We start from the raw sequence: 15,523 nt of genomic DNA on the forward strand, positions 1-15,523 counted from the left end.
CTGGCCGAGCACCTGTGACAGGAGTTCCCGCTGCCTTTACCGCCCCTCCCGAAAAGCTGTGCCGCCTTTTTATTCCGGCAACAACACCAGATCGTCCTTCACCTTTCTTCTCCACGGGAAAGGAGGACAGGAGGCGTTGATGGGGAGGCCCAATTTCAGCGATGAGTTCAAGCGTGATGCTGTGGCGCATATTACCCATCGCTCACATTCTCAGATGAATCGTCTTCAGCAGGCCAACGCTATCCGTGCTCACTCACGACATAAAACGGAACTATAGTGCTCGGTCTATATAAAGATGCGCGGTCGTTACATGCGGGACTCACCAATAAGCCCCGGAGAGCAGTCAATAGCTAAACGCGGCGGGCGCGGTGCCGCTGTCGAGCGGCACTCGCCATGACCTTGAGTTTTTCATTGTTGAACGCCGTCGTCAGACTGAAGGTAAACATGTCTTCGTGCGGCATGTTTAGAGAATATGCCTCGCGCTCGCGCGCTTCTTCTTCACGGAGATAGGCAATGAATCTCTCGACACGATTGAGCCGTAGCTGAACCCGCTCAAGTCGAATACCTTCCGTGAAATATTTATATTCCTGCCTTGCTGCCTCGACTAGATAATTACTTACTGACTCCTCGTATATGCCGGTATCGGTGCAGATGAGATCAAGATAGGTAAACTGTGATGAGAGCTCGCGCAGCATGTAGAAACCATAGTTGGTAATCTTGAGCGCATCAACTTCGTCGGTATAAAGATCAAGGCGGTTTGACGATTCGATAAAACCGTGCTTAAGTAGGATGTCGAGATTAGCAGTTAGGTCTTCGAGCATGTTAAAGGTCTCGACGAAATAGGCCTTGAGCAATGAGAGCGGCACATAACCGACCGACGAGCCGTCCATTTCCTTTGACAGCTTCCGCAATATTCGCAGCCCCGTGAAATGCGAGGAATGTCGTACGTAACGCAATTGATAAATATTGGGGATATCGCTAATCGACTCATCGTAGAAGAAGCGATTTGGAATCATCACCGGCTTGATGATCTGGTGAATCTGGAAGCTCCAACGGCCCGCGTCTAGCATCTCGTCGACATTGGTGTAGCCCGAAAGCAGAAAGCTGCGGAATAGGTCTAGCGAAAAGCGCGTGTCGCCATGCGCGCAAGCTGACAGAAACTGGTTGAGTGGAGAGCGTTCAGATGAAAATTCGCGGTTTACAATATCAAGATACTTCACACTAGCCACGATATTCGCATGCGTAGCATTGATGACCGTTGGCGCTCGGTCGGGGTTTCCCAAGATGCCGATGGTATAGGACAACCGTTTGCGAAAGACTTCGGCGGGCTTAGGCGAACTGATATGGAAGCCTGCGTTTTGGAAAGCGTCCAGAAGACCGTGGATTTTCGAATTATAAAAGCGCTCCTCGCGCATCGAAATGAGCGTGATGCAGCCCAGTTCGTCGGCAATCTCCTGCGCCGATGTGAAGCAGAAATCCTGGTTCGGACCGGAAAACTGGTCGGTGTTATCGACCACCACGATGATACCCTTTTCGCGGTCCTTCCAGTAATCGACAAGCCGCCTTGCACAATAGCTCTTATCTTCTTTCCACTGGCCGACGAGATCGTTGAGGCGGCTGTTATAGGCCTCCGACGCCTTGGCAAGCCCTGCGAGCTCTTGCCGCGAGGCTACCTCAAAGCGGTCGGCGAACAGCGTCTTGAGCAAGGTATCTCGAGTGTCTGAAAGCAGGTTTTCGGCATCGAGTTGGGCGACGAGGTTCGTCCAGATTGTATTACGGATAACTGCAGTATTCTCCGGCGCCTTCAGAAGATCGATGATCGCAATGATCGAGTGATCACGCAGCCAGCGAGGCGGCGAGTGGTGCAATAGCCGCTTGATGAAAGTCGATTTTCCGGCGCCTTTACCTCCGAACAGGACCAGTACCTCGCCCTTTCGGCCCTTTTTGATATTCTTCGTCAGGCGCCCCCCGAGACGGCCACCCTTGCCTGTGTCTTCAAGCTGCTGGACGCCGAAAGAGCTGAGGTAGGGAGTAAGGGAATCTTGAAGCAGAGCACGCATCCCTTCCAACGCCTGATGATAATCGCGCTGCGACACATAGCATCGGTCCATGAATTCAGGATCGTCATCGCCGATAACCCCGAAATAATGGTTAACCACGGGACGAAGCGCCGCGGCGAGCCTGTTCGCATTAATCGTGTGCGAATAGGACGGAATGCGCGTCTTGCCGAAATAGACGGCGCGATCCTTTGGTGCTGCGCTCGTCAGCAGCGCCGAGAGCGCGCTATTGTCGGTAATCGCAATGTAGGAAAAGCTGTTATAAGCCTTAGTATAGTCGTCGCGAAAAAAGTCGAGTTTACGAATAACGAAGGCACGGAGCGAATCCCATCGTTTGCCGCGCTCGAACGTCTTGAAGAAAATCCACTCATGCCCATTGGTGATCGCGGCAAACTCGCATCCAGTATCGGTGCAATATGTTCGCACCTGCTGCATGGCATTCTTAATATTGGCGTCGGACATGAGGTACTGGATGCCGATATAAGCAAAGCGTTCGTGCTCGTTGTGCGCGATCGGCAGCGTGAAGAAAATACCCGATCGCTTCGCCTCTATAAAAAGAAGGTCGTCGCCATTTGATTTCTTGAGCACGTAGTCCGCGAAGCCGGGCCGGATATGTTCTTCGACGGAGGTTCGGTTTCGCGGCCAGCCAAGAATGTCGTGCAGAACCACGTCAATAACCTTATGTCGCGTTTCAGCTTCATTCTCGGTTCTTCCGTCCAGTTCAGACGCAGATTTGAAGAGCTTCTTCAAGGCTTCGTCGGCATCGCTCAATTCATATACCCCTGATGATTCCGGTTAACTAACTCAGTGCTGTGTAACATCGCGCACCTTGCTACAATTTTCTCCGGATCTTTAAATAACCAATTTTCCATACATCTTCCGGTCTTAGTGGCCAATCCGCTTTATCCGCAAAGTTGCTTTTGTCTACAGATTTTGTCCGTCACAGCGATGCAAGGGCGATCGTAGCAGCGCTGTAAGCGTCCGGTAGGAAGCTCCTTGTAGACCGCCAGGGTCAAATATCTTCTTCTAAGCATGGACGATTTTATCGAGCATGAACACGAGACGGTCGCAGCGAGTGTCGCAGCAACTGCTCAGAAAAACCATGCGGCAATCGAGATAATGGGAGAACGCCGACGTGAACTTCCCCGTTTCTATTGAACTGAGAGGCCACATTACCCAAGTAAGCTAAAGATTCAGCTTAAATTCTCGATTCAAAACGTTAGACACTCTTTGTGCGATTGATTTTCTATAACCTCTCAGGTATCGTTGTCTTATTTATTTTTAGAATTATCTTGGCGCTGTAATTCGGCGAATTTAGCCGACATGGTTGGGTTACCCCGCGTCAGTTTCTTGACCGTGAGGTCATCGGCTTTGTCATTGGCGAGCCGAAGATTGTTGGCAGACTTATGTAGTGCCTCCTTCGTTTTTTCTAAGTCTTTTATTGCCTCATCTATGCGTTTGATCGCCTCCACAAATCCCTCAGAAGCGAGACGCCAGTTACGTCCAAAAGCAGTTTTGAATTCATCAAGTTTGGACTCAAAGTTAGTAATGTCTACGTTCTGCGCCTTAACTAACGCCAGTTCTGATTTGTATTGAAGAGAATTCATAGCGGCATTACGCAACAGAGTGATGATTGGAATAAAGAACTGAGGCCGAACGACATACATCTTTGGATAACGATGAAACATGTCAACGATACCGGAGTTATAGAGTTCGCTTTCCGGCTCAAGAAGCGAGACAAGAACAGCGTATTCACACCCCTTCTCGCGGCGATCTTTGTCAAGCTCTTTTAAAAAATCTTCATTTTTCTTTTTTGTGGCTGTTTCATCTCCTTCATTCTTCATCTCAAACATAATCGACACGATCTCGATATTAGAATCATCAATATCCTTGAAGATATAGTCACCTTTACTGCCGGTACGCACATCATTGTCTTTTTCAAAGTAAGCTCGTGGAAAAGCTGTTGCACGGAGACGATTAAACTCTGTTTCGCAATGTTGTTCCAGACTCTCACCTATCATCTTGGTCGATAATCGTGCCTTCATATCGCGTAATCGTTCGATAGTCTCATCACGATCTTTAATCTGAGTCTCGTACTTATCTTTCAGTGCGTTTTCCGCTAGTTGTTTTTCAAACACAGTTCGATCAAGGTTACTTTTCAGTTCATCACGCTCCTTTTCAACCACACTGACAGCGGTAGTAAGCGCGAGTTTTCCTTCGACCTTGGCCGCCTCCAAGGTGGTTTTTAAACGTAATATTTCCGTGTCCTTCACAGCGGCTTCCTGCTGTAAATCCCTTTGGCGTCTAGCCTCAGCCAACTCGGAGGCGGCTTTTTTCTCCTGCTCTACCCTTTCCAACGCCGCCGCCAAGGCATCGCGGTCCTTTTCTATTTTATTAAGAGCCTCATTTACGGCCAGTTTTTGTGCAATCTCACTAGCATCAAGCGTAGCCTTCAATTCCTGAATTTCGGCATTCTTGGTAGAAGTAACTTTTTGCAATTCACTGGCAATCTTGGCTTGCATGAGTTCGACGGTATTGCGCTTTTCTTGTTCCGCAATTTCCAATCGGTCATGCAACTGTTCCTCAAAATCTTTATCACGAACCTGTTTCAAAATATCTGCGTATCCAGCTTCATCAACTTTAAAGGCTTTCCCACAGTGTGGGCAAATGATTTCGTGCATATCTATTTTCCTTCTACTTTGGCTAAGATCATTTTGAGCATTTCCGGTACGGTTCCACCTGCCTCGAGCGTTGCCTTACGGTACGCGAGTTGATTTTTCGCAAGACTGATACCTGTGGCTGCCTCGATGTCATGGCAAGCATTAACCCATTCTGGCCATTGTTCTGACAAGAACGATTCAAGATGATCCGTAAAAATACTGACCTCGTCCAAGACACAGGCACATGGAAAGTCTTCTTCAGGTATACCAAAATATCGCAGAAGCTTTCGATTCTCCGTCGCATGATTGCGTCGTTCAGTATCGATAGCTTCCGGTTTTTTATTCTTTGCTTGTGCTCGAGCCTCAAACCCCGCATCTGCATCGAAGAGCGCATAAACGGGCACACCAATTGAAGTAAGAATAGCATGCGCGAGCGGTATGGATGTCTTTGACCCTACAGGAACAATAGAGATACCTTCAGACTCAAGTAAACCTTGCGATATTCTATCTCCAATACCGTATAGCACAGATGCTTCTGTTGTTCCTTCTACCAAGAGTGCTCTGTTTGCAAAAAGTGCAATAGAGAGTTGATCTGTCACATTATGATCAAGCCGTCTATCAACCACATCTGGAGCTACGATCCCGTTCAGCTTGGCTTTCACATCTGCAATGCTTGCATAATGAACTGAGACTACTGGATTTTCATCGACTGACCTTGTAAGGCGCCGAACCTGGTTGAAGTGACGTGCCTCAAGAAAGTAGGGGCTATGCGTCGCATAGGTTACTTGGATCCGCTTGTCAGGATCCTCCACGAGCGATCGTAGAACTTTTGCAAATGCCTGCGCTTGAATCGGGTGCTGAAAGAGTTCCGGCTCTTCGATTGCTAAGCAGATAACCCCTTCAGCTGAGGCGGCTCCGGACTGCGCCAAAAGTTGGAGCGCAGAGATTAGAATGGTTCGTTGAAAACCATGTCCCTGCCGCTCTACTGCAGTAGAGGTCGTACCATCGAGTACAGCCACTTCAAATGTGGTCTTCGGAGCCTTAAGCTCTACCTCGGCCGGAGAAACTGTGACAGCGCGACCAGGTGAGTAGGACGAGACGACGGCGTTGAGTTGGAACGTCATTGTCTCAAGCTGCGCATTGAACTTTTCTTCATAAACTTTTTGCTGCTGCGTTCTTGATTCCTCTACGATCTTTGCGATTTCCTCATCAGCTGCTGCACGGTCTACAGAACGTTCAAGGATACGGCCAATGATACTTGATTTTCCATCGACTGACTCTTCGCTTGCACGAAGATCTGCGGTTACTAGGACGTAATCGAAAAGACCGCTCATTTTCCCGCCGCTGTTGAAGCCAAAGAAGTTGGTTTGCAGAGACTCCGGGGCATCAGCGAGATGGCTCGTGTGAGACGATTCCCATGCAGTCATAGCCTCGTCAACGGCAGCTCCGGTTTTCGCTACAGGAAGATGAAGTTCCGGCTTACTACGCTGTAGTTGAGCGTAAAGTTCCTTCTTCGTGCTTGCAGCACTTGCAGCCTTGATCACATTGAAGTCCGGGAAGCCCTTCGCATTGGCAGACAGAACATCGGAGCCGTCAGGTGATCGTCGCCTCCATGCTGTGAACGTGGATGCGTTATCTGGCGCATATTTGCCCAGTGCATCACGATCCTTTTGAGTCAGGTCGGAAAAGGTAACTTGAACTTCGATATCTTCTTCAATTACTCCAAAAGAGCAATCTTGATCTGTTAACGTACCAAGCTTACCATTAAAGAACCAATCAAGCGCCCGGAGCACGGTTGATTTTCCAGCTCCGTTTGGTCCAATGAATGTCGTGACCGAATCAAATGGAATCGTTACGTCTTTCAGTGCTCGGAAATTTCTAATACGAACGGTTTGAATTTGCATGTCAATTTGGGCCTTACAAAATTGTTCGGTCAGTAAAATTTTAATTTAATTATATTGTCATTGTATTACATACAATATTACTCCTTCAATAAAAGATATATTTTTTTATTTTAAGTAAATAGATCGGATCGAACGGAGATACATCTTCCTCGATGACCGTTTTACACTTGGAGTGTAGGTAACGTTGCAAGATATATGTATTTCAGATATGGGAGACGGAAATCGTAGGCTTTGCTTCACGATAGACACCTTCTGACTGCGGCAGAATTACAGAAATATAAACATCACATTAGTCTAATTCGAATATTGGTAAGTTCCCATAGCTATTACGGAAAGTCCGCTCTGTGAGAAATGCATCGTCGACCTATATGTCCGCCTTAAAGACAGATGCTGCCAGTCCGCTTCATTCGCCGGCAACCATGGCCCCATAAATGATCCCATCCAGACGCGGCCTGCTATCTGGAATTGGAATATCGTGCCTCAGCCCCAATTTTATTGACAAAGATTGGCAATGTTTGTCATCCTTGAGACCGGAGGCGCCGATGGCAACAATGAACGTATCCCTGCCGGACCCCATGAAGGAATGGGTGGAGGCTCAGGCCAGAACGGGACGCTACAGCAATGCGAGCGACTATGTCCGCGACCTGATCCGGCGTGATCAGGAGGCCCGTGCGGCGCATGATGAGATTCAGGCCCACATTACGGCCGGTCTGCGCAGCGGCGTCGGGACCAGAAGCATGAAGCAGTTGCTGCAGGATGCTCGCGCGGCTACCGGGACTACGGATGCCGAGCTGTAGAAAGACACGGCTTGCCGAAGACGATATCGTCAACATCTATAAGCAGGGCGTGAGGGATTTTGGGCCATGGCAGGCCGAAATCTACCATGCATGACTGGCGGACGCGTTCGACCTTATTGCCTCACATCCGCAGCTTGCGCCGGAACGTCGCGAGTTCGACCCACCGATACGGCTCCACCGTCATCGGGCTCACCATATCCTCTATCTCATTGACGACGGGATTCCGATCGTCCGCGTGCTGCCCCGACTACGGCGCTGGGAGCGGCTTATGGAAACAGACTGACGCTGCTTGTGCTCGCCAAACCTGCTTTACCCTTCGCTGGAGACGCCTGTCGCTCCTGCCGTTGACGCAGGCTTTCTGCCCCGCCGCTGTTTCTGAAAGACCCGATCGGTCTCCATGAAACGCCTGACCATGAGCGGCACCAGCCTGGCCGCATCGGGGATGGCATCTGTCGCCTCACCTTCGTTTCCCGAGACCAGTTCAGCATACAGCAGTAGATCACGATGTATCTCCGCTGGCAGTTCGATCGTCAGCTTGACCGGCCGGCTGTCTGGAATGGCGCTGATACGAAGTTTTTTCATGGGATTACTCCTTCATGCGGATGCCAGGGTTTCAGGACCAGATCGCGATTGACGATCAGCGTGAACGGCAGGCCGGGCCGGTCGGTCAACGTGGGCTGGATATCCATGCTGCGGTCGATCAGACGGTTTCCCACCATGGAAAACCCGTTGCTGGCGCCGCTGCGGATCGCCTGAAGCAGGTTGTTCTCACCCCATGATGTCCCGGCTTCAGACCCGACGCTCAGCATGGTCGTCACCAGTGCAGCCCTGAAAAGCTGGCCCCAATGCTGGTCCACCATATCCTTGAGCCCGGCCTGGCCGATCGCATCGGCGCCCGGGATCCTGTCGAGCACAATGCTCTCACCATCGGGACGGATGAGACGGGTCCAGATCACCTGCGTGCGCTGCTGCCCGAAAGAGACGCTGCTGTTATAGGTGCCGAAAAGTGTACTGCCCTGCGGGACAAGCAGGTAGCGCCCGGTCGGGCTGTCATAGACGTTCTGCGTCACATGCCCGATCAGTTGCCCCGGCAGGTCCGAACTGACTTTCGAGTTGAGCGCGCCTGCGATGACTGTTCCCGCCTGAATAACGTATGGGGAAACAGGCTGCGTCAGGCGATCCGGGCTGATCGTGACGCGATCCGGCTGTCCTGCCAGAAAGGCACGGTTAGCGGCCTGCCGATCATTTGTGCCCGCAGACGCAGCCGGAGTGCTATTCCCAGCAGTGGGCGACGCAGGAGCAGACACGCTGTCCTGCCGCCCTGCATCCTGCGTCTGCACGAACAGCTTGCTGGCGATGGCTGCCTCGACTTCCTGTTCGGCGCGCCGGTCACCCATGCCGGAAACCGGTCCGGCCCTGCCTTCCTGCTGTGCCTTCAGAATCGGTTTGCCCAGATCACCGGGCAAAGGCGATCCCAGCCGGGGCACGCCAGTATAATCCTTTGGCAGGGCATCCAGCCCATCGACAGAAGGTCGCGCATCAGAATCCTGCACGGCGGACGTGGATCCCTGCCGGGCGGAATTCTGCAGCGCGTAGCCCAACGCCAGACCAATCCCGATCATACCCGTGCCCGCCAGCCCCCAGACAACATAGCGCGACAGACGCACGACACGCGGTCGTTCCGCTCGCAGACGCAGATCGGGCGGCGATGGCGGGACCGCAGGGGATGCGTTTTCTGTGCCGCCTTCCCCTTTTTCGTCCCGGTGTTCTTCCTGCCCGTCCGTCATGTCCGCCGTCCATCGGTGCGTACGATGCGCACCCGCTGCTCGGAGTGCTTATCGCCCAGCCGCAGTTCGGCGGCCCCGAACAGGCGATCCACGATCATCCAGTTCTGCCGCACCCGGTAATTGACCAGTTCCGGCCCACCATCGGCTCCCAGCACGAACAGAGGCGGCAGTTCCCCCTGCCCTATGCCGGCCGGAAAGGCGATGTAGACCTTGTGGCCGTCATCGAACGCCCGGCCGGGCAGCCAGGGCGGCGTGCCGCCTTTCACCGGCTGGATGACATAGCGGAAATTCAGCGCATTCAAATCCAGCCCTGCATCCACAGGGCTAGCATCATCGGCCGCACTGTCCTGCCGATGCAGGGCAATGAGATCATCCTCGGGATAATCCCACGATACCGACGCCATATAGGTCGCGGGCGTGGAGCGCAATTCCGCCAGATAGGTGCGCCGATCCGTGTTGACGATCAGATTGGTGATGAGGTCCGGCCGCGTCGGTTTGACCAGAATATGGATGCGTTTTGTCGCCCCTGCCCCGCTTTCGGTATCGCCAATGATCCAACGCACCGTATCGCCGGCGGCAACCGGTCCGGTGCCGACCAGCTTCTCGCCCTGCTGGAGCATGATGTCGGTGATCTCGCCCGGCGAGGTATAGACCTGATAAAGGGCACCCGGAGAATAAGGATAAACCTGCACCGCGTTGATGAACCCGGCCCGCGTGGGCTGAATGCGTGCCGCCAGATTGGCCTGCGTCACACGCGCTGTGGGGTCAGCGACTTCTGGGGGCGGATGGACCGCACGCCGTGAGGATAACGGCTTGAGCTGTCCCGGTAAGGGAAGCGGTTTCGGGACTTCCACCACCTGCACCGGTTTCGGCGGGTCCGGCAGACGCGTGGCCTGAACAGCGTCATCGTAGTGGATGACCGGCGGATGGTAATGCTGCCCGCATCCGGCCAGGGGCAGGATCAGCAGCGGCAGGATACGAAGAGCGCGACGGATCATTGGCCCAGCTCCTTCGACCAGTTGATGGCGGAGACAAAAATACCCAAGGGATTTTTCCGCAGGTGATCGGCATCACGCAGCGGGCTGAGCCTGACCGAGACAATCGCGGTCCAGCGCTCGGTGCCGACAAAAGCCCCGTCGCGGTAATGCCGCTCGACCCAGGCAATCCGGAAACTCGCGGGCGAGGCCCGGATGACGGACGACACGTCCAATTCGACCTGCTCATGCCCGATGCGGGCAAAGGGATCGTTCTGACGGGCATAATCGTTGAGCGCCTGGGCACCGGACGTGGTGGTGAAAGCGTAGGCGCGCAGCCAGTCCTGCCGCACCACCACGGGATCGGAGGACAGGCTGCGGACATCCTCGATGAACCGGGCCAGATACCAGGCAATCTGCGGGTCAGTCGGCACATAGGCGGCTGTCGCAGGCGCCACAACCTGCGCCTCGCCCAGACGGTCCACCTGCACGACCCATGGCGTGATGGTGCCGCGTGCGGACTGCCAGACCAGCCCGGCCCCGAGGCCTGCAGACAGGAACAGCGAACCAAACGCCATCAGCCGCCAGTTGCGGGCCTGCACGCGGGCAGAACCGATGCGTTCATCCCAGATCTGGGCGGCTTTCTGATAGGGAGTAACCGGCTCCGGCGTCGTGCCGTAGCGCACCGTGGAGCGACGGAACATCGTTCTCATTCCTTTTCCGACAGATCGATTGAGGAAGATCCGCCCCCGCCATCGGCGGAGCGGATGACATGGGCGGCCTCGGCGGCATGGGTCGCCGCCTGCCGGCGCTTCATGCGGCTTGCCCAGCGCGGAGGCTCGCTGGCGGATGATGCTGACGAGGATGACCCCGTTCCGCCTGCCGATGCCCCCGTCTCAGCGGCGCCACCACTTGAACCGGTTGTCCGGCCACCGGTAGCGGTAAAGGCCGCCTTGCCGCCCGATGAGAAACTATCTTTCATGGCGCTGGCGGCACTAGCGGCCTTATTTTTCACAGCGCCTGCAGCCGCAGACCCGGCCGCCCGGCCAATGCCGCCTACGCCAGCAGCCATCCGGGCACCGGCACTCCCGCCAGCCGCTGTCGCGGACCCGAGCGTGTAGGCTGTTGATGCAGCGCCTGCGACGGCCGCCCCTCCCCGCGCAGCTGCCGCCGTGGCGGCCAGAGCTGCCCCACCTCCAGAAACAGCCGCGCCGACGCCAGCCACGGCAGCAGCCCCCATACCAGCGACGGCCATGCCCGTGCCGACAGCGGCTCCCGCACCAAGCTGGGGCGCGCCAGCGATCAGCCCGTTGGCCAGACTGCCCCCGAAAATTGCAAGGCCCACAATGGCCAGTGAGGCAATAACCACGGACAGGGCCTGCCCGACCGTAGGCTGCACATCGCCATAGGAGGTGGTGAACTGGCCGAACAGCGTGGCGGCAATGCCGCTGATCACGGCCAGCACCATGATCTTTACGCCCGAGGAGACGACATTGCCCATGACCTTTTCGGCAAGGAAAGCCGTGCGGTTAAACAGGGCAAACGGGATCAGCACAAACCCGGCCAGTGTGGTCAGCTTGAATTCGATCAGGGCGACAAAGAGTTGCACGGCGAGAATGAAGAATGCCGCCAGCACGATCAGCCAGGACAGGCAGAGCACGAAAATCTGCGCGAAATTGGTAAAGAAAGCGACAGGGCCGAGCAGTTTATGGACTGAGTCCAGAAGAGGCTGTGCCGCATCGAACCCGGTCTGGGCCAGCCGACCGGGCCGCAGGAACTGGTCCAACGACAGCGTGCCCCCGCCCGCTTTCAGGCCAAGGGCGGCGAAACTGTCAAAGACGGTCTTCGACAGGCTAGAAAAATTGCTGATCAGGAAGGAAAAGAACCCGATATAGAGCGTCTTTTTCACCAGCCGCTGGATGACATCCTCGTCCGCCGCCCAGGCCCAGAACAAGCCCGCCAGCGCCATATCCAGCACGGATAGCGATCCAGCGAGCGAAATCATGCTCCCCTTCACCAGACCGAAGCCGGTATCGATGGTGGTGGTGAAAGTGTTCAGAAAGGTGTCGATGACGCCCACATCGTTCATGGCCATGGCGGTCAGTTCCCGCTGCTGCCGAACATGGACACCGTGCCGGGAGTGTAGGCGTCATGCTGCGCGAAATGCTGGTACTGCGCCTCGCTCTCCGCTTCCGTCGCCGCATTCCGCGCCCGCTCCAGCGCCGCAGCCCGACCGTTGGCGGCAAGCTCGGCCTGGATGTCGGACAACTGCCGGGACTGGAGGGCCATAAGCTGGTTGCCAGCCTGCGCGGCCTGCAGGGCACCTGTGGAATCCTGGCTGGCCGAGACAAGCTGGGTCATGGCGCTATTGTCGGAAGGAATGTTCCCCACCACCCGCGCCTGCAGTTTCAGGGCGTCCTCGAAGCCGCCTACGGAATTCTGCCACCTTGTCTGCGCTTGGCTGAACAGGACGCTATCGGACATGCCCGACGAGACGGATGTGTAGGCCTGCTGGTATTGCTGCTCGACGGACTGGACGCTGTAGGCGATGTTCTGCGCCTGCGCGAGCAACGCCGTGGTCTGGGAAATCGTCGATTGCAGCGATGACAATGTCGATAGCGGCAGGCTTGCCAGATTGCGCCCCTGGTTGACCAGCATCTGGGCCTGATTGGCCAATGACGTGATCTGGTTGTCGATCTGCTGGAGGGTCCGGGCCGCGATAAGAACATTCTGGACATGGTTGGCTCCGTCATAGACCGCCCACTGCGCATGGGCAGGCACGACCGGCACGACCGGCACGAGAAAAACCAGAGCGGCGCCCACAGCCGCGGCATACCCGGGACGGAAATGTTTTGCCCGGATACGGAAAGATTTTTCCGTCATGGCACGGCTCCTTCCCGCAGGAGGTCCGCCGCCCACATGACACCCCGCGCCTCGAACCAGGCCGGGAGAAAACCGACCCGCCCGTGCTCGGCCAGCACCTGATCGATCAGACGGTGATCATCCTTCCCGGATGCCGCGCACAGGGTGAGTGCGACCGGCCCGAGCCCCAGTTCGAACAGGCGATTGCCGCGCCGGGTCTGGCAGTAATATTCCCGCTTCGACGCGGCACGGGCGATGATGGCGATCTGCCGCTCGTTCAGCCCGAAATCGCGGTAAATGGCCGCGATCTGTGGTTCGATCGCCCGCTCGTTGGGCAGGAAGATCCGTGTGGGACAGCTCTCCACCACCGCAGGGGCAATGGATGAGTTGGCGATATCGGACAGGCTCTGGGTGGCAAACACCACCGAGGCGTTCTTCTTGCGCAGGGTTTTCAGCCACTCCCGGAGTTGCCCTGCGAAATCGCCGTCATCCAGCACCAGCCAGCCCTCATCGATGACCAGCAGCGTCGAACGCCCGTCCAGACGGCCTTCGATGCGATGGAAGAGATAGGACAGCACGGGAGAAGCGGCGCCGGAGCCGATCAGACCTTCGGTCTCGAACACCACGACGTCGGCATCGCCCAGCCGCTCGGTATCCGCATCCAGCAGGCGGCCATAGGGGCCACCAAGGCAATAGGGAGCCAGCGCCTGCTTGAGAGCGTTGGATTGAAGCAGCGCCACCACGCCTGACAGGGTCCGTTCATGAGCGGGCGACGACGCCAGGGAATTCAGGGCTGACCAGAGATAGGATTTTACCTCCGGTGTCTGGATGACGCCTTCCCGGACAAGGATCTGCCCCAGCCATTCCGCCGCCCAGGCCCGCTCGGTCGGATCGTCGATACGGGCCAGCGGCTGAAGCGAGACGCCGCTACCCTGTTCGTCTGCCCTATGATCTGCGGCCGCCTGTTCCGTCAGGCCTCCACCGAGATCATGCCAGTCCCCGGCCATCGCCAGTGTCGCGGCCCGCAGCGAGCCACCAAAATCGAAGGCAAACACCTGCGCGCCCGCATAGCGCCGGAACTGCAGCACCATGAGCGCCAGCAGCACGGATTTCCCCGCCCCTGTCGGTCCGGCGATCAAGGTGTGGCCGACATCGCCAACATGCAGGGAAAACCGGAAGGGCGTGGCCCCGGCTGTCTTGCCGTAAAACAATGGGGGTGCGTTGAAATGCCCGTCCTGTTCAGGCCCGGCCCAGACAGCAGAGAGCGGAATCATGTGCGCGAGGTTCAGGGTCGAAACCGGGGGCTGGCGCACATTGGCATAGACATGACCAGGTAATGATCCCAGCCACGCCTCCACCGCGTTGAGGCTTTCCGCCATGCAGGTGAAGTCACGCCCCTGGATGATCTTCTCCACCAGACGCAGCTTCTCTGCCGCGATCGAGGCAGAGCCGTCCCACACCGTGACGGTCGCAGTAATATAGGCCTGTCCGACATCGTCGGCACCCAGCGACTGCAAGGCCAGATCGGCATCAGCCGCCTTGTTGGCAGCGTCATTGTCCACCAATACCGAGGCCTCATTGGTCATGACCTCGCGTATGATGGCGACGATGGATTTCCGCTTGGCAAACCACTGGCGACGGATCTTCGTCAGCACCTTCGTCGCATCGGTCTTGTCGAGCAGGATCGCCCGGGTAGACCAGCGATAGGGAATGGCAAGACGGTTCAGGTCATCCAGAATGCCGGGAAAGGTCCGGCTGGGAAAACCCGTGATCGTCAGGGTTTTGAGGAAGGCAGTTCCCAGTTTGGGCTCCAGACCGCCTGCCAAGGGCTGATCCACCAGCAGGGCATCAAGGTGCATCGGGATTTCGGGCACCCGGACCCGCTGGGTCCGCGTCGAAATGGTGGAATGCAGGTAGGTGAGCGTCTCGCCGTCCTTCAGCCAGACGGCTTTGGGCATGAAACCATCCAGCAGCGCCAGCAGACGATCTGTCCGGTCGATAAAGCTCCTGACCAGCCCCTGCGGATCACGCCCGTCGCGCTCGATGCCTTCATAGAGCAGGCGCTCAGCACGGCCCGAGGTTTCCACGGGCGGTAGCCAGACCAGGGTCAGGAAATACAGGCTCTCGAAATGCGCGCCCTCATCCTCGAACTGCTCCCGGCGTTCCAGATCGACCATCTGGCTGGCAGCATCAGGAAAATCGCTCTCGGGATACACTGTCGCCGGGACGCGCTGCGCTTCCACGAACACGGCCCAGCCGGAGCCAAGGCGACGCAGGGCATTGTTCAGCCTTCCGGTCACGCCGACCAGTTCCGCAGGTGTGGCGCTATCCAGATCGGGACCGCGCATCTCTGCCGTGCGCTGGAAGGAACCATCCTTGTTCAGGACAACGCCTTTTCCAACCAATGCCGCCCAGGGCAGGAAGTCGGACAGGACAGCGGCACGACCGCGATATTCACCAAGGGACATCATGGCCCTGCCCT

The 15,523-nt window shown here is 56.1% G+C and carries 12 protein-coding genes; 2 read left to right on the plus strand and 10 right to left on the minus strand.

Features of this window, described 5'->3' with window-relative positions:
- Positions 1-350: 350 nt before the first annotated feature.
- The 3 genes from KUA11_RS14375 to KUA11_RS14385 all read right to left on the minus strand — a co-directional run bounded on the left by KUA11_RS14375 (position 351) and on the right by KUA11_RS14385 (position 6,621).
- Complete coding sequence (locus KUA11_RS14375) at positions 351-2,828, minus strand: hypothetical protein (protein WP_217411469.1); 2,478 nt, start codon at positions 2,826-2,828, stop codon at positions 351-353.
- Positions 2,829-3,328: 500 nt separating this feature from the next.
- Positions 3,329-4,738 carry a DUF2130 domain-containing protein gene (locus KUA11_RS14380; RefSeq protein ID WP_217411471.1) on the minus strand — a complete coding sequence of 470 codons (1,410 nt, stop codon included), beginning with the start codon at positions 4,736-4,738 and terminating at the stop codon, positions 3,329-3,331.
- Between the two features lie 2 nt (positions 4,739-4,740).
- Complete coding sequence (locus KUA11_RS14385) at positions 4,741-6,621, minus strand: ATP-dependent nuclease (RefSeq protein ID WP_217411473.1); 1,881 nt, start codon at positions 6,619-6,621, stop codon at positions 4,741-4,743.
- A 542-nt stretch (positions 6,622-7,163) separates the two neighbouring features.
- On the opposite strand from KUA11_RS14385, the gene KUA11_RS14390 reads away from it, so the two are divergent.
- A complete protein-coding gene (locus KUA11_RS14390) occupies positions 7,164-7,418 on the plus strand; it encodes a type II toxin-antitoxin system ParD family antitoxin (RefSeq protein ID WP_217411475.1) in 255 nt (84 codons plus the stop codon).
- Positions 7,419-7,533: 115 nt separating this feature from the next.
- A complete protein-coding gene (locus KUA11_RS17560; RefSeq protein WP_408744221.1) occupies positions 7,534-7,701 on the plus strand; it encodes a hypothetical protein in 168 nt (55 codons plus the stop codon).
- A 26-nt stretch (positions 7,702-7,727) separates the two neighbouring features.
- Here the strand turns inward: KUA11_RS17560 and KUA11_RS14400 are convergent, their stop codons facing one another.
- The 7 genes from KUA11_RS14400 to trbE are packed head-to-tail and all read right to left on the minus strand — an operon-like array spanning position 7,728 to position 15,512.
- On the minus strand, positions 7,728-8,000 hold the full coding sequence (locus tag KUA11_RS14400; RefSeq protein ID WP_217411477.1) for a DUF2274 domain-containing protein: 273 nt from the start codon (positions 7,998-8,000) through the stop codon (positions 7,728-7,730).
- Positions 7,997-9,205, minus strand: coding sequence for a TraB/TrbI/VirB10 family type IV secretion system protein (locus tag KUA11_RS14405; protein WP_217411479.1), 1,209 nt, complete (start codon positions 9,203-9,205; stop codon positions 7,997-7,999). The genes KUA11_RS14400 and KUA11_RS14405 overlap by 4 nt, the downstream gene beginning before the upstream one ends.
- Positions 9,202-10,203: a P-type conjugative transfer protein TrbG gene (gene trbG, locus KUA11_RS14410; protein ID WP_217411480.1), complete on the minus strand. Its 1,002-nt coding sequence runs from the start codon at positions 10,201-10,203 to the stop codon at positions 9,202-9,204. Before trbG ends, KUA11_RS14405 begins: the two co-directional genes overlap by 4 nt.
- The gene (gene trbF, locus KUA11_RS14415) at positions 10,200-10,883 is read right to left on the minus strand and encodes a conjugal transfer protein TrbF (protein ID WP_217411482.1); all 684 of its coding nucleotides are present in this window, start codon (positions 10,881-10,883) and stop codon (positions 10,200-10,202) included. Before trbF ends, trbG begins: the two co-directional genes overlap by 4 nt.
- A gap of 5 nt (positions 10,884-10,888) precedes the next feature.
- Positions 10,889-12,274 (minus strand): P-type conjugative transfer protein TrbL, encoded by a 1,386-nt coding sequence (gene trbL, locus KUA11_RS14420; protein ID WP_217411484.1) that lies wholly within the window; start codon positions 12,272-12,274, stop codon positions 10,889-10,891.
- Between the two features lie 5 nt (positions 12,275-12,279).
- Positions 12,280-13,062: a P-type conjugative transfer protein TrbJ gene (gene trbJ / locus KUA11_RS14425; RefSeq protein ID WP_217411486.1), complete on the minus strand. Its 783-nt coding sequence runs from the start codon at positions 13,060-13,062 to the stop codon at positions 12,280-12,282.
- Positions 13,059-15,512, minus strand: coding sequence for a conjugal transfer protein TrbE (gene trbE, locus KUA11_RS14430; protein ID WP_217411488.1), 2,454 nt, complete (start codon positions 15,510-15,512; stop codon positions 13,059-13,061). Before trbE ends, trbJ begins: the two co-directional genes overlap by 4 nt.
- Positions 15,513-15,523: the final 11 nt, after the last annotated feature.

Origin of the sequence: Acetobacter estunensis (assembly GCF_019083805.1) — a bacterium.
Classification (GTDB): Bacteria; Pseudomonadota; Alphaproteobacteria; order Acetobacterales; family Acetobacteraceae; genus Acetobacter; species Acetobacter estunensis_A.